This is a genomic window from Loktanella sp. PT4BL (assembly GCF_003201935.1).
Lineage (GTDB): Bacteria > Pseudomonadota > Alphaproteobacteria > Rhodobacterales > Rhodobacteraceae > Yoonia.
The window spans coordinates 14,126-33,946 of the sequence record NZ_QJJL01000010.1 but is presented as its reverse complement, the minus strand read 5'-3'; the positions used below and the strand labels follow the sequence as shown (position 1 = coordinate 33,946).

18 protein-coding genes are annotated in these 19,821 nt (G+C 53.4%); 15 read left to right on the top strand and 3 right to left on the bottom strand.

Going from position 1 to position 19,821, the window contains the following annotated elements:
* Positions 1–24: 24 nt before the first annotated feature.
* The 8 genes from C7964_RS17825 to C7964_RS17790 all read left to right on the top strand — a co-directional run bounded on the left by C7964_RS17825 (position 25) and on the right by C7964_RS17790 (position 8,515).
* Positions 25–726, top strand: a complete 702-nt coding sequence (locus tag C7964_RS17825; RefSeq protein ID WP_286164042.1) for a TetR/AcrR family transcriptional regulator — start codon at positions 25–27, stop codon at positions 724–726.
* A 94-nt stretch (positions 727–820) separates the two neighbouring features.
* The gene (locus tag C7964_RS17820; RefSeq protein WP_502693577.1) at positions 821–1,570 is read left to right on the top strand and encodes a maleate cis-trans isomerase family protein; all 750 of its coding nucleotides are present in this window, start codon (positions 821–823) and stop codon (positions 1,568–1,570) included.
* 11 nt (positions 1,571–1,581) lie between these two features.
* On the top strand, positions 1,582–2,370 hold the full coding sequence (locus C7964_RS17815; RefSeq protein ID WP_087210621.1) for an alpha/beta fold hydrolase: 789 nt from the start codon (positions 1,582–1,584) through the stop codon (positions 2,368–2,370).
* A 17-nt stretch (positions 2,371–2,387) separates the two neighbouring features.
* The gene (locus tag C7964_RS17810; protein WP_087210618.1) at positions 2,388–3,419 is read left to right on the top strand and encodes a 2,5-dihydroxypyridine 5,6-dioxygenase NicX family protein; all 1,032 of its coding nucleotides are present in this window, start codon (positions 2,388–2,390) and stop codon (positions 3,417–3,419) included.
* A 16-nt stretch (positions 3,420–3,435) separates the two neighbouring features.
* Positions 3,436–4,056: an isochorismatase family protein gene (locus C7964_RS17805; protein ID WP_087210615.1), complete on the top strand. Its 621-nt coding sequence runs from the start codon at positions 3,436–3,438 to the stop codon at positions 4,054–4,056.
* A 118-nt stretch (positions 4,057–4,174) separates the two neighbouring features.
* Positions 4,175–5,155, top strand: a complete 981-nt coding sequence (locus tag C7964_RS17800; protein ID WP_087210612.1) for an amidohydrolase family protein — start codon at positions 4,175–4,177, stop codon at positions 5,153–5,155.
* A gap of 1 nt (position 5,156) precedes the next feature.
* Positions 5,157–7,961: an FAD-dependent oxidoreductase gene (locus C7964_RS17795; protein ID WP_110280943.1), complete on the top strand. Its 2,805-nt coding sequence runs from the start codon at positions 5,157–5,159 to the stop codon at positions 7,959–7,961.
* Entirely contained in the window at positions 7,958–8,515 is a 558-nt protein-coding gene (locus C7964_RS17790; protein ID WP_087210605.1) for an aromatic-ring-hydroxylating dioxygenase subunit beta, read from the top strand. The genes C7964_RS17795 and C7964_RS17790 overlap by 4 nt, the downstream gene beginning before the upstream one ends.
* Positions 8,516–8,614: 99 nt before the next feature.
* Here the strand turns inward: C7964_RS17790 and C7964_RS17785 are convergent, their stop codons facing one another.
* From C7964_RS17785 to C7964_RS17775, 3 genes are read right to left on the bottom strand one after another with little or no spacing between them, the layout of a single operon-like run.
* A complete protein-coding gene (locus C7964_RS17785) occupies positions 8,615–9,790 on the bottom strand; it encodes a 2Fe-2S iron-sulfur cluster-binding protein (RefSeq protein ID WP_087210602.1) in 1,176 nt (391 codons plus the stop codon).
* Positions 9,787–10,611 carry an FAD binding domain-containing protein gene (locus C7964_RS17780; protein ID WP_087210599.1) on the bottom strand — a complete coding sequence of 275 codons (825 nt, stop codon included), beginning with the start codon at positions 10,609–10,611 and terminating at the stop codon, positions 9,787–9,789. The genes C7964_RS17785 and C7964_RS17780 overlap by 4 nt, the downstream gene beginning before the upstream one ends.
* Positions 10,608–12,962 (bottom strand): xanthine dehydrogenase family protein molybdopterin-binding subunit, encoded by a 2,355-nt coding sequence (locus C7964_RS17775; protein ID WP_087210596.1) that lies wholly within the window; start codon positions 12,960–12,962, stop codon positions 10,608–10,610. The genes C7964_RS17780 and C7964_RS17775 overlap by 4 nt, the downstream gene beginning before the upstream one ends.
* A gap of 125 nt (positions 12,963–13,087) precedes the next feature.
* On the opposite strand from C7964_RS17775, the gene C7964_RS17770 reads away from it, so the two are divergent.
* The 7 genes from C7964_RS17770 to C7964_RS17740 all read left to right on the top strand — a co-directional run bounded on the left by C7964_RS17770 (position 13,088) and on the right by C7964_RS17740 (position 19,264).
* A complete protein-coding gene (locus C7964_RS17770) occupies positions 13,088–13,606 on the top strand; it encodes a MarR family winged helix-turn-helix transcriptional regulator (RefSeq protein WP_110280942.1) in 519 nt (172 codons plus the stop codon).
* A gap of 305 nt (positions 13,607–13,911) precedes the next feature.
* Positions 13,912–14,775, top strand: a complete 864-nt coding sequence (locus C7964_RS17765; protein ID WP_087210587.1) for a branched-chain amino acid ABC transporter permease — start codon at positions 13,912–13,914, stop codon at positions 14,773–14,775.
* Positions 14,772–15,695 (top strand): branched-chain amino acid ABC transporter permease, encoded by a 924-nt coding sequence (locus tag C7964_RS17760; protein ID WP_110280941.1) that lies wholly within the window; start codon positions 14,772–14,774, stop codon positions 15,693–15,695. Before C7964_RS17765 ends, C7964_RS17760 begins: the two co-directional genes overlap by 4 nt.
* Entirely contained in the window at positions 15,692–16,465 is a 774-nt protein-coding gene (locus C7964_RS17755) for an ABC transporter ATP-binding protein (protein ID WP_087213424.1), read from the top strand. Before C7964_RS17760 ends, C7964_RS17755 begins: the two co-directional genes overlap by 4 nt.
* On the top strand, positions 16,455–17,159 hold the full coding sequence (locus C7964_RS17750; RefSeq protein ID WP_087210581.1) for an ABC transporter ATP-binding protein: 705 nt from the start codon (positions 16,455–16,457) through the stop codon (positions 17,157–17,159). The genes C7964_RS17755 and C7964_RS17750 overlap by 11 nt, the downstream gene beginning before the upstream one ends.
* Entirely contained in the window at positions 17,074–18,411 is a 1,338-nt protein-coding gene (locus C7964_RS17745) for an ABC transporter substrate-binding protein (RefSeq protein ID WP_087210577.1), read from the top strand. The genes C7964_RS17750 and C7964_RS17745 overlap by 86 nt, the downstream gene beginning before the upstream one ends.
* A gap of 253 nt (positions 18,412–18,664) precedes the next feature.
* Positions 18,665–19,264 (top strand): short chain dehydrogenase, encoded by a 600-nt coding sequence (locus tag C7964_RS17740; RefSeq protein WP_087210573.1) that lies wholly within the window; start codon positions 18,665–18,667, stop codon positions 19,262–19,264.
* Positions 19,265–19,821: the final 557 nt, after the last annotated feature.

Here is a 19,821-nt window from a genome sequence, read left to right as displayed (position 1 = left end):
CTCTTTATCGCGGGGCATCAATAGATGATGACCAGAAATATTGATTCCAGCAAACCGAAATCAAAGCAGCGGCGTCCGGGACGCCCTGCGGGTGATAAAGATCTACGGGTCGCCATTCTGGATAGTGCGGAACAGGTTTTCTCTGAACACGGCTATAACGGAAGCCGTATGCGTGACATCGCAAGCAAGTCAAATGTCAATCAGGCCTTGATTAACTATTATTTTCAATCCAAGCAACATCTTTTTGATCAGGTGTTTCTGCGTCGTGGAAAACATATCGGGCGGCGCCGTGAAGGGCTGCTTGACGCATTGCTTGCACAGCCGGCCGCTCCATCGGTCGAAGAGCTTGTGCGTGCCTACCTTACGCCCCAATGGGATATGAAATATAGCAGCGAGTCCGGCGCGGCATTTGTCAAGCTGCAAGCCCGTTTACATGCTGAACCGGAAGAGCATGCGTTGCGATTGCGCCGCGAGGTTTACGACCAATCTGCCAAACGTTACATCAGTGCCATTTCTGACGCCCTTCCTGAGCTTTCCAAACCTACCGTTGGATTGCGTATGGCGTTTTTGATTGGTGCATATTTGTTCATGCTGAATGACGTGGACCGGCTGAATGACCTGACGGACAACCAGCTTGGTAAAGTGGACAAGACCGAAGTACTCGATAATCTTGTGATTTTCCTGAGCGCGGGAATGACCGCGCCTGAGAACACCCCATTGCTTTGAACCACGAAAGACAAACTGCTGTAGGAAAATGTTGGCTTGTTATTAATCGAAGTTTGAATTAATACATGATTAACGTCCATATTGGAGAATGATCATGAGAAGTTATCGCGTAGGACAGATTGTCCCTAGTTCCAACGTAACGATGGAAACAGAAATTCCGGCGCTTTTGCGTGCGCGTGGACAGGTCCACCCCGAAACATTCACATTCCATTCCAGTCGTATGCGTATGAAAAAAGTCACAGAAGAAGAATTGAAGGCTATGGACGGTGACAGTGACCGTTGTGCGCTCGAACTGAGCGACGCGCGCGTCGATGTATTGGGTTACGCCTGTCTGGTTGCAATCATGTCGATGGGCCACGGATATCACCGTAAATCTGCAGAGCGTCTGGGTCAGGTAACAAAGGACAATGCGGCCGAGGCGCCTGTCATCACGTCTGCGGGCGCACTCGTCGATGGGCTGCACGCAATGGGGGCCAAAAAGGTCGCTGTAGTCGCACCCTATATGAAGCCGCTGACCGAAATGGTTGTTGAATACATCCGCGCTGAAGGCATCGAAGTCACAACGTGGAAGGCGCTGGAAATTCAGGACAATCTTGCAGTTGCCGCGCATGATCCGATGAACCTGCCAGGTATTGTTGCTGGCATGGACACTAGTGATGTTGATGCCGTTGTGTTGTCGGCTTGCGTGCAAATGCCATCGCTGCGTGCGGTTCCCGAGGCTGAAGCGGCGACCGGTAAGCCCGTTGTAACGGCGGCGATTGCGACGACATGGGCGATGCTGAAGGCGCTTGATCTGGATACGTTGGTACCCGGTGGTGGCGCGCTGCTTTCGGGCAAATATTAAAGGATCGTAACATGGCACGTGGATATAATCTTCACGCAAACGGTATCCGCCAACACCTGTTGCATTATGCAGGTGAAGGCCCCCAGATGCTGCTTATTCCCGGAATTACATCGCCTGCGATTACATGGGGTTTTGTCGCAGAGCGGCTGGCCGAAAAGTTTGATGTTCATGTGCTTGACGTGCGGGGTCGTGGTCTAAGTCAGGCTGGTGATCTTAATTATTCACTTGATGCAATGGCAGAGGATGCGCTTGGCGTTATTGATGCTGGCGATATGGACAGGCCGGTCATCCTTGGGCACTCAATGGGGGCACGAAATGCAATTCGTGCTGCGCGCAAGAATAGCGACGCGATGTCAGGTCTAATCCTTGTAGATCCTCCGGTCAGCGGACCTAGTAGGCGCGCATATCCTGCTAAATGGCAGTGGTATGAAGATTCGATTATTGCCGCGACTAAAGGCTGTTCTGCCGAAGAAATGCGGGCTTTCTGTCCGACGTGGACTAATGATCAGGTCGGGTTGCGGGCGGAATGGCTTCACACCTGCCAGCTTGATGCAATCAAGACAGCGTATGACGGTTTTCACACCGACGATATTCATGCCGACCTGCCGCATATCAAATTGCCGATGCGTCTGCTGAAAGCTGGTAATGCGCCGGTGATTGGCGAAGACGACATTACCGAAATACAAAGCCTTGCCCCGCACATCGAGGTGAAAGTTGTGCAAGACGCGGGCCATATGATCCCTTGGGACAACCTTGAGGGATTTTTGGACGCCGTTATGAATTTCAGCGAAGACGCGTAGAAAAGAGGATTTTCGATATGGATCAAGAGAGTTTTACACAGATTTGCCTGCATCAGTTGAAGATGTCTGGCGTACATGAAGGCGAAAAACTTATTGTGCTGACCCAGGGCAACGAACGGCTGGATTATGCCAATGCGTTTATGGCTGCGGGCGCACAACTTGGGGCGTCGATGTATCATATGCGCCTTCCGGCGCCATCTGCGATCGGCGGCTGGAATGTCGGCGTAACCGGCCTTGCCGCCATGCCTGACGCGGTGGACGCGCTAAAGGCATGTGATATGTTGATTGATTGCGTGTTCCTTCTGTTTTCGCCGGAACAGTTCGCCATTCAGGACGCAGGCACGCGGATACTTACGGCGGTTGAGCCGCCCGAGCTTCTGGCGCGGATGTTGCCATCCAAGGAACTGCGCGAGAAGGTCGAAATCGGTGCTGAATATCTGACGAAAGCCAAGGTGATGCGCATTACATCGCCGCATGGCACTGATGTGACCTACAAGCTGAATACCTATCCGACTGTTGCGGAATACGCCTGTACCGACGAGGCGGGCCGTTGGGATCACTGGCCTTCGGGTTTTGTGTTTACGGGCGGAGATGATGACGGTGTTGACGGCCAGATTGTTGTCGCACCGGGTGATGTGTTGTTGCCGCAAAACATGTATGTCCGCGACCCGATCACCTATACCATCGAAAAAGGGTTCATCACTGACATGAGGGGTGGGCTGGATTGCCAGCTTGTACAATCTTACATGGACGGGTTTAACGACGAGCGCGGCAAGGGCATGAGCCATGTAGGATGGGGCATGAACCCCGATGCGAAATGGCATCGCATGACGCCAGGTGAATTTCCCGGTGGCATGGGAATGGAGCCGCGCAGTTTCTACGGCAACGTGATGTTTTCGACCGGTCCGAATAATGAGTTGGGCGGGTCTAACGACACGGCATGTCACCTCGACATTCCGATGCGCAATTGTTCTCTGTTTCTTGATGACGAGCCGATCGTAATTGACGGTGATCTTGTGGTGAAGGAAATGCAGATGGAGCGGTGCTAGGGTCGGGCAGGGTAACATGAGCCAGAAAAAAGTTTATGAAGACGCAGGTTTCGGGGTGCGTGTTCAACGTGGTTCTAAGCCAGCGTTGGTCGTTATTGATTTCAGCTATGGTTTTACCGATCCGCGCTATCCCACGGCGTCTGATGCCGACGCGCAGATTGTCGTCACAAACAGCCTGATTGCGGTTGCGCGCGAAAAGTCGGTTCCGGTGATTTTCTCCGTTATTGCATTCAACACTGCCGAGGTGGATACCCTTGCTTGGCTTCGGAAAGCGCAGGGCATGAAAGCGCTGGTCGAAGGTAGCCACCTTGTCGAGATTGACGCGCGGTTACACCGGTTGCCTGATGATGCGGTGGTGGTCAAAAAAGGGGCTTCGGCGTTTTTTGGCACCAACCTAGCAGCGCATTTGGCGGGCGTCGGTATTGATACCACGATCCTAACAGGTGCGACGACTTCGGGATGTGTCCGGGCGTCGGCTGTGGATGCTGTTCAAAGCGGGTTCAATGTCCTTGTCGTGGCAGATGCTTGTGCAGACCGTGCCGCACCGCCACATGAAGCTGCATTGTATGACATCGATCAGAAATACGGAGACGTTATCCAATCAGCTGACGTGCTGTCCTATCTTAACGGGCTTTGATCCGTAGGGCGCCAGTATTTAGAAAATGACCGGTATGCGACCTTTGATTAGAACACGGTGCAGTTGCTTCGACTTATAAAGGAAGTATACTTCATATAGTCTTTAACAGGAGATTCCCATGACACCCAAGATAACGTTTGAAGAGCATTTTATGGCGCCGGGATTTGAGAAGCATTCAGAGGCTTTTCTGAAATTGATTCCGCAGGATCAGGCTGAAATCCTGATGCGCCGTCTTGGCGATTTTGATGGTGAACGTATCGAATTGATGGATCGCGGTGGAATTACTCGTTCGATTATGTCGCTGACGGGGCCCGGAACACAGGGTGAAGCCATAGAAAATGCAGTCAATGCGGCGATGGGTGCCAATGACTTTATTGCTGAAAAAATCTCAAAACGACCTGATCGTTTGGGTGGGCTTGCGACCTTGCCGATGCACGATCCCGAGGCTGCTGCAAAAGAACTTAACCGCGCTGTGAACGAACTTGGATTGCAAGGGTGCCTTGTTAATAGTCACACGCATGGCACCTATTACGAAGGGACAGACTACGACCCGTTTTGGGCCGAGGTTGAAAGACTTGGCGTGCCATTCTACCTTCACCCATCAAATGCTTACGTCACGCCGCATGTTCTTGGCGGTATGCCAGTGCTACAGGGCGCAACATGGGGGTGGGGCGTTGAGACAGGCTCGCACGCTTTGCGTATACTCTTCGGAGGAGTTTTTGACCGCTTTCCGGACGTTAAACTTGTCCTTGGCCATATGGGTGAAGCGCTGCCGTTTTTGCGTTGGCGGTATGATAGCCGCTTTGGCGCCTATCCGATGGGTGTATCGCTTGACCGTGCGCCATCGGCATATTTCGGCTCCAATATATTGATCACCACATCGGGCGTTTGTTCACATCCGTCAATCCTTGGCGCGATTGGCGAAATGGGCGCGGATGCGGTCATGTTCTCTGTGGATTATCCATATGAGGACACCGGTCTTGCAGTGGATTTCATAGAAACCGCGCCGATCGAAGAGGCAACACGCAGAAAAATTTGCCATGATAATGCAGCACGCCTTTTTGGTATGCCGACTTTGGCCGAAATGAACGGGGTGTAATATGGACTGGTTCAAGACGCTTGAGACTAGGCAGGTTTTGGAGCAGGGTGCGATCGCCACAGAGGTTGACGGGCTACGAATCGCGTTATGGGCTGTTGACGGCGAAGTTTATGCAACAGGCAATATCTGTACGCATGCTTTTGCCTATCTAACAGATGGCCACGTTGAAGGTGGCTGCATCGAATGTCCCTTGCACCAAGGCCTGTTCGACATCCGGTCCGGCAAAGCACTTAGCGCGCCGGTTTCCAAGGACATCGCAACCTATGCAGTTAAACAAGAAGATGGATTTGTATGGGTGGATATCAACACGCCCGCGCAACAACTAGAGGAAGCGGTCACGACCGCGCATGTCATTGGATCGGATGATCGCACGCTTGTCGTGATCGGGGCTGGGCAGGCGGGTGCCGAGACGGTGATTGCGGTGCGTAAACACGGCTTTGGTGGTCGTATCGTTCTAATAGGGTCTGAGGCACATATGCCATATGAACGCCCGCCGCTGTCAAAGGAACTGCTGGCTGGTGTGACGACGATTGAAGATGCGTATGTCTTTCAGGCAGGTCAGGCCGCGGAGTTGCAGGTGAAAATGATGCTGGGTGTAAGTGTTTCCGCCATCTATTCTAACGACAAAACGGTTCGTTTGTCGAATGGCGAAACTATTTCCTATGACATTCTGGTCCTTGCTACTGGTGCGCGCCCTCGTAAACTTGTCGTTAGCGGGTCTGATGACACGCGCATACATTATTTGCGCGATTTGCACGACGCCGAACATCTTGGCGCTGCGTTGAAAACTGCGCAAAGCGTTGCCGTCATCGGCGGCGGTTTCATCGGGCTCGAGCTGGCCTCTGCTGCGCGAAAGTTGGGCGCGAAAGCGACAGTGATTGAAGCACAACCACGCTTGATGACCCGTCTTTTGCCCGCGGCACCCGCCGATTATCTGGCCGGAATTGCCAAGCAGCACGGCGTTTCTATTGAACTGGGTGCGCGCATCACGAATGTCAGTGACAAGGGTGTGGGATTGGGCGACGGCCGTTTGATTGATGCGGATGTCATCATCGCCGGAATTGGGGCAATCCCCAACGACGATTTGGCGTCGGACGCTGACATCAAAACCCATGACAAAGGTGGGATACTAGTCGATGTGGCCAACCGTACAAACCTTGCGGGCGTTTACGCTGTGGGTGATGTTGCTGTCCGTCAGGAGCGCCCCGGCGGACCGTTCCAACGTATGGAAAGCTGGCAGAATGCGCGGTTAAGCGCAGAACGCGTTGCCCGGCATATCACCAGACACAGTCCCGTTGCCGAAGATGCGCCGTGGTTCTGGTCTGATCTGTTCGGTGCGACGATCCAGATTTACGGACAGACTGACCCCGACATGGCTGTTGTGCGCCGCGACGGTGACAAGGCGCCGGTCTTTTTGGGTCAGGACGCAATTGGCAGGGTCAAATGCGTCATAGATTTCGGTGATCCGTCTGCGTTGCGTGCAGCAAGGTCTTTGATGGCGAATGGACAGCCGCTTGCGACCGGTGGGTCCGAAGCGGGCGACAACGAGGAGGATGACATGAAGCAACAATCATTTGAGAGCCGGTTTGTCTGGCCAGCCGAAGGGCTGACCCGCGTGCCTGATTGGGTCTATACCAATCAGGATGTCTATGACCGTGAAGTCGAGCGTATTTTCCAGGGGCCAACTTGGAACTATGTGGCGCTCGAGTGTGAAGTGCCGAACACAGGTGATTTCGTGCGGTCATATGTCGGGCCGACCCCAGTTGTTGTGTCACGGGACGAAGATGGCGAAGTCCATGTTTTTGAAAACCGTTGTTCGCATCGTGCCGCTGAATTTTGCCGTGAGCTGCGTGGTAACAGTACCGAATTTGTCTGCCCTTACCACGAATGGAGCTATGATCTGAAAGGCAATCTGGCGGGTGTTCCGTTTCGCCGTGGTGCCAACGGAGAGGGCGGAATGCCAGCCGATTTTAATGCGGCGGATCACGGGTTGCGTAAGTTGAATGTTACAAAGCGCGGCGGTGTGATTTTTGCGTCTTTTGCCGACAACATGGAAAGTTTCGAGGATTACATGGGCGAGGCCATGCTGACAGACTTTGACGCCGTGTTTTCGGGTCGTAAGCTAAAGCTGTTCGGTCATTACCGTCATACTATTATGGGCAACTGGAAATTGTATCCGGAGAATCTGAAAGATCCGTATCACGCGACATTGCTGCATACGTTTCTGGTGACCTTTGGGCTTTTGGTGGCAGGTAACAAGTCTGCCATGATCTGCGACCCCAAAGGCCGCCATTCGACCATGGCGTCGGCCAAGAGCGACAAGAGCGTTTCGGACGAAAACAAGAAAGAGATGCGTGCGTATCGGGATGGTATGACGTTATCGGATCCGCGTTTGATGGATTATGTGCCAGAATTCGACAGCCCGTGGTCTGTCACCATGCAGGTTGTCTGGCCGAATCTAATTGTTCAACGCGAGATGAACACGCTTGGCGTGCGCCAGCTAGTACCCAACGGTCCAAACGAATTTACTATGATCTGGACCATGTTCGGGTACGAGGACGATGACGAAGAAATGATACGCCACCGATTGCGTCAGGGCAATTTGATGGGCCCTGCGGGTTTTCTTGGATTGGAAGACAACGAGGCGATAAAGTTTGTGCAGGACGGAATGCTGAATTCAGCCAAACCTGCAAATCACATGGTGCAGCTCGATCCCGACGTGCCCGCTGGCACATCTGAAACTCTGATATCAGAGGCTGCGATCCGCGCACTTTATCAGCACTGGCGCGAGGAGATGGGCGTATGAGCCGCGAAACAAAACCGTCACTTGATGTCGGACTGAAAGACGTGACAGGCGCGTTGCAGCGTGCCACGAGCCCCGCCGTGCGCGATGCCCGATACGCAGTCGAGGCGTTTAACGCGATCTATTGTGCCGTACTTGACGACGGTGATCTGGAAGACTGGCCAGAGTTTTTCACGGAAGACGGATTTTACAATATCGTCAGCCGTGAAAACTACGATCACGGGCTTCCTGTGGGGCTTGTCTACTGCGAAGGCAAGAACATGATGAAAGATCGTGCGATGGCGATCGCCAAGACCTCCATGTTCGGCCCGCGATATTTGCGCCACTTTATGACAAATACCCGTATCTTGGGCATAGACGACACTGGGACAATCAGGTCCGAAACCAATTTTATCCTGATCGAGGTGCTGGCTGAATTGCCCGAGGGGCGTCTGCATATGGCCGGACGGATGCAGGATATTTTTGAGACACAGGGCAACGGTAGCCTTTTGTTGAAATCACGCATCGCGATTTATGATACGCTGCTTGTCCATAATGCGCTCGTCCTACCAGTCTGACATAACAGTCCGGTCTGACAAAAGACTGTTTTTAACAAAAAAGTGGGCGCGAACGTATTATCGTTCGCGCCCACTTTTTTGTTAGGGACCGTTGGGCAGTCAGCTTCGCTGAAACAAGGCCCGCAGTTTGCCAGCGATAATGACGCGGATCATGGTAAACGCGCTGATGCCTTTGTTGTAGCGCAATTCGCCCCCCGATAAGACGGAGTCGCAGTTGGCGACAAACTCGCCCAGAATATAATCGACAAAACCGTTGACCAGTTCGGGCCGGTTAAACTGGCCAAGAATGCCTTGAATACGGAACCGGAACCCGACATCCACGACGGACGCATCCGGGTTGCCTTGCGCGCGCCGGACTGTATAGCTTAGTTCACCTTCGACTGCGGATTGGCCGCCGCGATCCTTGCCGCGCCCCGATACGGTGCCGATGCGGGTACTATCGTCGGTTTTATAGGTGCCCTCGCCTTCGAATTTTGCAGCAATGGGGCCAAAGGCGACGCTGATATGACCTTCAAAAGTGCTGTCGTCATGTTGGGCGAGTTTCGCCCCCGGCAGACAGGCCGCGACCGCGTCCAGATCTGAAAAATGCGCCCAGACGGTATCCGATGAATGGTTGATCGCGACCTCGCGTTTGACGACAGACCATCCGTTTTCAACAGTCATCGTCCCGGATGACACGGCGGGGGCTGACGGTTGTTTGAAGATGTCAGCATCAAAGGGCGCGAATCCTGTCGGTGGGGCGCGGTCAAGGCGCGGCGTACCGGTGCACGGAAGGCCGCATGCGCGCCTTTCTTCGATCACTTGCATGATGGAGTTTACAATCCCGACGTATCCGGTGCAACGGCACAAATTTCCTGACAATTCGTTGCGGATGCGCACTTCGTCGGCGGTATCGAGCCGTTCGACCAGATCGCGCGCAGTTGCGAGCATGCCGGGTGTGCAAAACCCGCATTGTAGCGCGTGATTGCGGTGAAACGCGGCCCGTAGTCGATCCATCAGATCGTCGCCTTTGAATCCTTCGACAGTTTCGACTGCGGCACCTTCGCAAGATACGGCAAAGGTCAGGCACGCGCGTTCCGGACGTCCGTCCACCATGACCGTGCAGGCGCCACATACACCCTGTTCACAGCCCAGATGTGTTCCCGTCAGATCCAGATGGTCGCGCAGAATTTCCGCCAGTGTCGTGCGCGGAGTTACGTGAACAGTCTCGGGCATGTTGTTCACTATCAACGATACTGGCTGTTTGGCGACAGAAGGCGTAACGGTGGCATTCATGATGGTATAACCTTTGCAATGGCGCGCGACAGGGCGGTTTTCAACAGTTGTCTTTTCACGCGTGACGCGCCGGGCAGATATGTCGCGAGCGTGCTGTCGATGTCACCCAGTGAAGGAGCGGTTGCGGTGCGCGCAATTTCGCGGGCCATGTCCGGCAGCAGTAGCGGTGCATCTTCTGTCGCACCAACGACGACGCGGGCATATTTCAAATCTGGGTGTATCACGATCGCACCGATCGCATCTGCAAATTCTCCGACCTTGCGGCAGATTTTATCGTACCCCCATAAGGCCTGTCCCATGGCAACGGGCATTTCCACGGCGGTGATACATTCGTCCTGTTGCAATCCCGTCCGATAGGCACCGCGCATGAAACTGGCCATCGGTTCACGCCGCGATTTTCCGCGCGCGTCCCTGATCACGAGTTGCGCATCAAGTGCTGTCATTGTTGTGACCCAATCGGCCGCGGGATCCGCGTGGGCAAGTGACCCGCCCAATGTGCCTTTGTTCCGGACGGCGCGGTAGGCGATGCTGCGGGCCACATGGCGCATCATGGGCGGAAGATCGACACCATCGATGCCGTCTTCGATGCGTGCATGTGTGACGGCAGCACCGATGGACAGAGTGTCGCCTATTATATGAATTTTTTGCAGCTCTTCCAGTCGGGTGACGCCAATCAGGGTTGTCGGGCGCACTAGGCGCAGGTTGAGCATAGGACCAATGGATTGACCGCCTGCGATAATCTTGCTGCCGTCAGTGTTGAGTGCCTTGCTGGCGAGCTGTAGTGTGTCAGCGATATTGTGTGAAAAAGGAACTGGTTTCATTCTGCCGCCTCCAACATTTCGCGGGCATCGCGGGCGTCGAATATCGCCTGAAGTATGCGGTGCGGCGTGGCTGGAATGCTGTTAATCTCGGCCCCAAACGGAGTGAGCGCATCGTTGATCGCGTTCACCAGTGCCCCGCTGGGAGCGATTGCGGCTCCTTCGCCGACGCCCTTGATCCCGTGACGCGAGTAGGGCGAAGGCGATTCAGAATGACCAAGGCGGAAACTGGGCAATTCCGCAGGGCCCGGAAGGATATAGTCCGCCAGTGTAGAGGTCAGCGGCTGGCCCGCGCTGTCATAAATCACCTCTTCAAAAAGTGCGGTACCGATCCCCTGCGCGGCACCCCCATAAGATTGACCATCAAGGATCAGCGGGTTCACCCGCGTTCCGCAATCTTCGAAAATCACATAATCGAGGATGTCGACCTTGCCGGTTTCGATGTCGACTTCGACGACGGCGGCATGGGTGGCATACGTAAAGACACCGGTATCAATGGTTGGCTTGTATCCTTCGGTGACTTCCATTCCGGTGGTTTCGATATTGTCGGGCAACAGATCTGGCCGCAAATACCAAGCCTGAGCGATCTGTTTCAGGCTGACCGACGCTGCGCCTCTGAAGACGGCACCGTCTTTCAGTTCGGTTTCTTCCGCTTTGCATTGCAGGAGATGGGCACCCAGTACCCGAATACGGCGGGCCAGCTCTTCGGATGCTTTTGACACAGCACCACCTGCCATCACCATCCCGCGCGACGCATAAGCGCCCGTTGAATAGGGCGTCATGCCCGTATCGCCCATCGTTACCTTGATGCTGGAAATATCAAGTGACAGCCAGTCACTGGCCACTTGCGCGATTGTCGTCTCGAGGCCTTGCCCTGTTGTTTGGTTGCCTGACTTGACTTCGACCGATCCGGTCGGGGCCAGTTTCACCATCGCCTGTTCGTAGCCTGGCACGAGCGCAAGCCCCCAGGACGCGAATACCTTTGTGCCGTGTGCGGATTGTTCTGTGAACGACGAAAATCCGATCCCCAGATGCCGCCCCGTGCTGGCCGCTTCTGCTTTGCGTTTCGCAAAAGATTTTGCGTCGATCATTTCGGCAGCCTGACGCGCCGCTTCCGGATAATCACCGGTGTCATAGAATTTTCCGGTGATGTTCGTGTAAGGCATCTTGCTGCCGGGAACCAGATTCAGGCGGCGCACATCAAGCGGATCACGACCCACCGCGCGCGCAATGGCGTCAATCGTCAGCTCCATCGCGAAACAGACGCCAGGGCGCGCTACGCCGCGGTAGGGCGTGAATCCCGGCTTGTTTGTGGCGACCGAATAGGTCCGGCAAGCATAAGCGCCCAGATCATACGGTCCGGGCAGGTTGCCTCCTGCTTGTGCAGCCTCGAGGCAGGCGGTGAACGGCCATACGGAATAGGCGCCGACATCGACCCAGATATCGGCATCCACGCCGAGAAGGCGACCGGTATCATCAGCATAAGCCGTCATTTTGTATTTGTGTTCGCGCGTATTGGCACCGGCAGTCAGATGTTCGCGCCGGTCTTCGGTCCAGCGGATGGGCCGGCCAAGATGTTTGGCAGCCCACCCCACTGTCAGCTCTTCTGGCTGCAAGACGCATTTGTAACCAAAGCCTCCGCCGACATCGGGTGCAATGACTCGTACCTCGCCCTGATCAAGGCCCATACATTCAGCCAAGCCTGTGCGGATTAAATGAGGTACCTGTGTAGAGGTGTATATCACAAGCTGATCTGCTTTGCCGTCCCAATAGGCCAGCGCGCCTTTACCCTCCATTGGAGCCATGCATTGCCGTGCCGTTGAATACTCGCGCTCGACGACAACGGCGGCGGTTTTGCGGATTTCGGTAAGGTCGGTGTCGAACTGCGTTGTCAGAAACAGGTTGTTTTCCCATTCATCGTGGAGCTTTTCGGCGTTCGGGGCAAGGGCAGTATCGACCGTGACATGAACTGGCAGAGGCTCCAGATCCACAATGACGGCCTCCGCTAGATCCTCTGCCTCGGCGCGCGTGGGCGCCACGCACATGACAATACATTCGCCTACAAACCTGACCTTATCTTTGGCCAATGGCCAGTGATTAGACTGATTGTATGTGGGGAGCGTTGATTGAGCCGCTATCGGTCCAAGCCCGACCATGTCGGCCATCGAAAACACCCGGTCCTCAAACCCTTCTGGTTTGGTGATTGATTTTATCTTTGCATGGGCAAGGGGGCTGCGGACATATGCGGCCTCCCACAGGTGCGACATCTTAATATCACCGACGAATTGGGCAGTCCCGTTCAGGTGGCGCGCGTCTTCTTTGCGGGGAACCTTTGCACCAATACCTGTCTTCATGTCGCGACCTCCTCGTTGAAATTGAAGTTAAACCGTGATTATAAGGAGCATACTTCTCAATTAATTTGTTAGCAACTCGTAATTGGTTTAGTAACCTCCACAAGCTGTACAGGAGGCAACTGTTAATGAATCAATACAAACCCAAGTATCGTCACGTTATGACATCAAGCGATCACATGCCTCAACTAGCTGGCCGTTATAAACAACTTTGGAGCAGGCCGGGTTATTTGATACGCCGGTTGCACCAGATTCATGTCGGTTTGTTTGCTGAAGCATGCGGAGCCGACGGTGTGACGGCTGTTCAATTTGCTATTTTGTCGGTCTTGCAGGAAAATGACGGCCTAGATCAACTAACTTTGTCCAAAGCTGTAGGCATCGACCGTACCAGTGGCGCAGATGTCATTAAAAGACTGGTGCGTAATGATCTGGTGACGCGAGAGCCGTCGAAAGACGACGCGCGCGCAAACGTTGTACGGATCACGCAGGCAGGGCGCATGCTTATTAAAAAAATGCAGCCCGCCATGGCGGCAGCGCAGGACAAACTGATGAGTCCGCTCAACGCTGAAGAGCAAGCAGTTTTCATCGATTTGCTGAGTCGCCTGATCGAGGCAAATAACGAATTCAGCCGCGCACCTATGGCTTGAATCACTCTGGGCAGTGCGCGACTGAACAAGTTTTTCGGCTGTGGAGCGGTGATTTCCAGTGAAGCTAGCGTCGAAATCACTGCTCATAAGGTGTGTATTTTCTTATATTATAAAGCTTAAACAATAACTTAAACAAATTAATTAATCACATGAATAAATACTTTGCGGATTTCATTTAAGGGGGTATGCTTCTTAAAAAGCATGAGGGAAAACTGTGAGATGATTTATTTTCAAGCAACAGCAGATATGCTCTGCGGGCCGGATCTGGCGGTTGGCAAATCCGATCAGATCGAAGGGGCGGGCCGATGACAGTTTTCTTCCAGCTTGTGCTTACCGGTCTTGTTACGGGGTCTTTTCTTATTCTTGCAACGATCGGTTTTTCATTCACCCGCCGCGTTGAGGGATTTCTGAATATTGCGCACCCTGAATTGCTTGGCGTGTCGGCCTTTACCACATGGGGGCTAAACGTGATTTGGGGCTGGCACATCATTCCCTCGGCAATGGTTGGGATCGTTTTTACAGCTTTTGTCGGGTTGATTATTGGACGTGTTGTGTATGATCCAATCCGTGCGCTTGGTCCGGCAATCTTGCTCATTACGTCCGTCGGCGTGCACTATGTCCTTGGCGGGTCGGTTGATGCCATCGTCGGGACCGGAATTCGCAGCCTGGACATTCCGCTTGCTGAAAGTTACCGATTTTGGGGAGTGCGGATCACGAATTACCAGATGATCGTCGTTGTTTTCGCGGCTTTGGCAACAGTCGGCCTCGCGTTGTTTCTTAACAAAACACCAATGGGCCTTGCGATCCGGGCCATGTCAGCCAACCCGGAGCTTGCAGCGTCTCGCGGCATTGATGTGAAATCGACCTCGCGCATTACGTGGCTTATTTCGTCGGGTCTCGCAGGTCTCGCAGGTGTCATGCTTGCTGTAATTGCGACACTGTCGACCGATATCGCATTTAACCAAATACTACAGATACTTGCTGTCGCAATCCTTGCGGGGCTCGGCTCACTTTATGCGGTCGTCGCAGCAGGGTTGATTATCGGCGTTGCTATGGATGTGTCGGTATTCTGGATACCCGCAGGCTATCGTCCACTTGTCGCCTTTAGCGTCGTCATTCTGGTGCTAATGTTCCGTCCAGAGGGTCTAGCAGGGAAGAAATCACGATGACTATTTACGCAATCATTATCGCGACACTCACCTTCGGGGCCATTTTCTCAGTGCTGACGTTGTCGCTAAATCTTCAATATGCCCGTGGTGGCATGATCAACTTCGGGACCGTAGCCTATTTTGCGGCAGGTGCATACGCCTACGCAATTTTCACACAAGAGCCTCCAAGCGGCCTTGACCAATACCGGTTTGGTTTCGACATGCCCTGGTACGTCGGCTTCCTTGCCGCTGGTGTTGCGTCGCTGCTTTTTGCGCTGGTCACCGGATGGCCGACACTCAGGTTGCGCGGCGAATACCTTGCGTTGACGACGTTTGCCTTTGCCGAAGTTTTCCATTCCCTCCTTCTTAATGAGCGCCGGATTGGTAACGGGAGTGTTGGGCTTGCCAATGTCGAACGTCCGGACCCGACAACGCTGGGTATGAGCGATACTGTCGGATACGCGCTTGCTGCCGTAGTGTTAATGTTGGTCACGGCTTTTGTGTTTAACCGTCTGTTGAAATCACCCTTCGGCCGGACAATTGACGCCGTACATGATGATGAAATCGCGGCGCAGGCCGTCGGCAAAGACGACGCCCGCATCCGGCTTCAGGTGTTTATTATCTCAGCAATTCCGATCGGGTTTGCCGGAGCTCTTTATGCGATGATTACCACCTTGGTCGCACCTGCAATGTTTACGGCAGAAGTTACATTTTTTGTTTGGATCGCCCTCGTGCTTGCTGGTGAAAAGACAATCGTTGGTGCGATTTTAGGAGCCATGGCTCTCGTATTGTTTCAGGAACTCGTCAAAGGGGTCCCGTTCGAGACTGTACGTGGTGCCCAGATTGCTGCTTCGGTCGAAGAAATAGTCACGGGAATCCTGTTCATACTCGTATTGAGATTGCGGCCTTGGGAAAAATTGTCAAAAAGGAACGCGTCATGAGCGATATCATCCTTAGCGTCGAGAACGTCGCAATGGACTTTGATGGATTTCGGGCCGTTGGCGGTGAACACGGCCTCAGCTTTAATGTTAATCGTGGAGGTTTTCTCGGGTTGATCGGCCCCAACGGAGCTGGCAAATCCACAACGTTCAATCTGATTTCGGGTGTATTGAAGCCGACGCAAGGCCGTGTTGCCATGAATGGTGTGGAACTGTCTTCGCTCAAGGCTGCTGAAATCGCTGGTCACGGCCTTGGGCGGACGTTTCAGACGCCACGCGCTTTTCCGTCTTTGAGTGTAATTGACAATGTCATCGTCGGTTCAGAGCATTCCGAAGAAGGGCCCCTTGCTGCACTATTCGGACGATGGCGCCCTGCAGATGTGGAATTACATGAAAAGGCGGAACACGCGCTTGAACGTGTCGGGCTTGCGGACCGGTTGCATGACTCAGTTGCAAACCTGTCGGGTGGTGAACTTCGCATGCTCGAGGTTGCACGCCAACTGAACCGTGATCCCTCGATCCTTTTGTTAGACGAACCCACAGCAGGGGTCGATCCGAACTTGCAAGTGAAACTGTCGGAAATTCTGGTGCAGCTTCATGCGGACGGTACAACTTTGATCGTTGTGGAACACAATTTGGCCTTTCTGCTAAACATTGCGGATAGCGTCGTTGTTCTTCAGAACGGTGCGCTGCTTGCAGAGGGTGATCCGGATTCTATTCGTCACGACCCGGCGGTAATTTCAGCCTACCTTGGAGCAGACCATGAAACTTGAAGTCAAAGGGCTGCACAGCGGCTATGGGAAGGTCACGATTTTGCATGGGATGAATTTTATCGCGGAGCCCGGCGAGATTACATGTATTTTGGGACCCAACGGTGCCGGCAAGAGCACATTGATGAAAACTATCGCTGGTCACTTACCTGTTGATCGTGGCGAGATCACGATTGACGGAAAATCTTTTACTAAATTGAGTGCTTTGGCAACAACACGATCTGGCGTCGGCTATGTTCCGCAAGAGAACAATACCTTTGCAGAGATGACGGTGCGCGACAACTTATTGGCTTCGGCGCTTAACTTTGCGGACACAGGTGCGCGTATCGACAATACCTATGAACGGTTCCCGATACTGAAAGAACGCTCGACACAGCTTGCTTCAACGTTGTCAGGGGGCGAACGGCAGACGCTTGCTGTTGCGAATGCGTTGATTGGTGCGCCGAAGGTCTTGATGCTTGATGAACCGACTGCGGGACTGGCGCCGATCTTTGTCGACCGGATCGTCGATTGGGTTTGTGAGCTGGCCCAATCTGGCATGACCGTCATTTGGGTCGTCGAACAGAACCCAGAAAAAATCCTAAAAATATCGCGAACGACCTGGATGTTTGATGCTGGGCGCAATCGCGAAACCTTGCCAAGCGCGGACTTGCTGGAACCTGGCAGGCTGGAAGAAATGCTTTTACAGGCACACTAACCGGAAAACCGGATCATACGACCCAACAAGGAGAAAACAGATGAATACAATTTCAAGGAAGTTACGTAACATGACTGCCATTGCTGCAGTAGCGGCCATCGCGGCGCCGTCTTTTGCTGCCGCCGATGTGACCGTCGGCGTGCTGGTGCCGCTTACTGGCGAACTGGGCGAGTTCGGTGCTATTGTTGCAGGAGGTGTGGAAGTTGCTGTCAACGAAATCAACGCTGCCGGTGGTACCTCTTGCGGGATGTTGCGCACTGTTATTGCCGACACTGGGGGCAGCGCTGAAAAAGGCATCCGTGAAGCCACCAAGATGATCGAAACCGAAGGTGCTGTTGCAATTCTTGGGCCAACGTCCGGCGTTATGGTGGCGCTTGTTGATCTTGCCAAACGCAGACAGACACCCATCATTTCACCCTATGCCGGTACAATCACTTTGGACGAGCTGGGTGGAGACTACGTTTATCGCACTGTTGGTTCGGATCTTGGTGACGGCGCCGCGGCGGGTCTCTGGCTGACCGAAAAGGGCTATAAATCTGTGGCCATGCTGGTTCAAAATGAAGAGTCTACAATCTCTCCTGCGCAGGTTGCTCGCGCGGCCCTTGAAGAGGCCAATGTCGAAATCACCGATTATGTGATCTACAACCCAGGCCAACCGTCTTATCAGGCTGAACTGGTCGCGGTCCTTGCGAACAATCCCGACGTTATCTATTTGGCTGGTGGTCAGGAATCAGGCGTAACCGTTATGAAAGAAGCCGCCGTTGGTGGGTTTGAAGGCGAGTGGTTGTTGACTGCAGATCTGGCCGTCCCGCAGATTTTTGAAGCCGTCGATCCGCGCATCTTGAACGGAAGGGCTTATGTTCAACTCGCAGAACCTGACAATTCATTGCCAGCCTACCAAACATTTGCCGCGAAAATGATGATGGAAACAGGTGCTGCACCTGGCCCGTTTGCAGCCAATTCCTATGATATGGCGATGTTGGTCGCCCTTGCTCTTGAGGGGTCGGAAGGCTGCAACGGCGAGGCAATCAACTCGGCAATTCGCGATGTAACTGTTGATGGGGAGATGGTATCCGATTTTGCAGCGGCGCGTGATTTAATTGCTGGAGGCACCAATATCGACTTTGAGGGTGCATCCGGCCCGTTGACGATGGATGAAAGCGGAACCCCGGCTGGTTCTTTCCTGATCATGCGTGCCGAAGATGGCGCGTGGGTGTCGGAAAAATTCTATCCGGCGACAGTATTCGAATAAAGCTAATATTTGAGGCCCGCTCGTTTTGGGTGGGCCTCAATCTCTCTGGCGTAAAATCCCAGAATTTCATATATCAGGACCTAACAAATCATGGTTTTTGGCGTAGGGATATCGGCAGGTTGGAGCCTTTCACGGAAGTATTTTCGAAAGCAGCTTAGACTACACCAACCTTTTAGTTGTTTGTCCAATGCTGACGATTTAGCCTTAACGCTAAAGCCAAAATTTTACGGGAAGTACTCTGAGGAATATCGAAATGAAAGTTGTTATTGTTGGTGCAAACGGTGCAGTTGGAAACGCGGCAGTCGAGGCACTATCTGAAAGGCACCAGATAATCCGTGTCGGCAAAACAAGCGGTGATATCCAGGTTGACCTTGAAGATGTCGCCAGCATTAGAGCTATGTACGAAGCAATCGGCAAAATTGATGCAATGGTTTGCGCGGTCGGCCATGGGCATTTTGGACCCGTCGATGAGATGACAACTGACCAATTCATCGAAGGCATCAACGGCAAAGTGCTGCCGCAGATAAATTTGGTGCTTTCAGGGTTTGAGTATATGAACGATGGCGGCTCGTTCACTTTGACGAGTGGTGTCCTCAACCGTGATCCGATAAAAGGTGGATCTGGCGCAGCGGCTGCAAATGGAGCGATTGACGGGTTTGTCGGAGGCGCAGCAATTGAGATGCCAAGAGGCATCCGCATCAATGCAGTTAGCCCGGAAGTTCTTGAAGTGTCGCGCGCTAAATACGACGGCTTCTTCAGGGGCCACAATCATGTCTCGAACGAAGCCGTTGGGCGCGCATTCAGCAAAGCAGTTGAAGGGCTTGTAAACGGGCAAATACTCATCGTCGAGTAAGCGCGATTCGATCGCGCCCAAAAGCGACTCGCAAATACTACCTACGTAATTTGTTGATTGCTCTGAGTGGCAGGCCTAAAACCATCGCACACAAAGAACGCGTTTTCTGCCAACAATATCCGCTCAAAACCCAAACAGTTGGTGAATGTTTTTACCTCCCCTGCTGTCGCTGTACCCTAATTAATCAGAATCGCGTCTGAAATTTCCCAATAAAATCCATGGCGGTTTGCACCTGTCGCGTAGCCCTTAGAGCGGTTCCTGATCATCTTGAATCGTTGGGGATTCCCACGTGTGCGGATTTCTGATTCCTTACTGCTCAGGAGGATCGTTTCATGCCCGCACCCTTGTCACCCGACATTCGCCATCGTTTTCAAGTTCTACACCGAGAGGGCCATTCGGCGCGTGAGATCGGTCGTCGCTTGCTGATCCCCGCTGCAACCGCTGTACGGTTTGCGGCGTGCTTGCGGGAGACTGGAAACCTCACGCCAGCTGACGTGCCCCCAATAAACCGGGCCATTCAAAAGGAGAGTTTGTTCTTGTAACGTTCGTCAGAACAA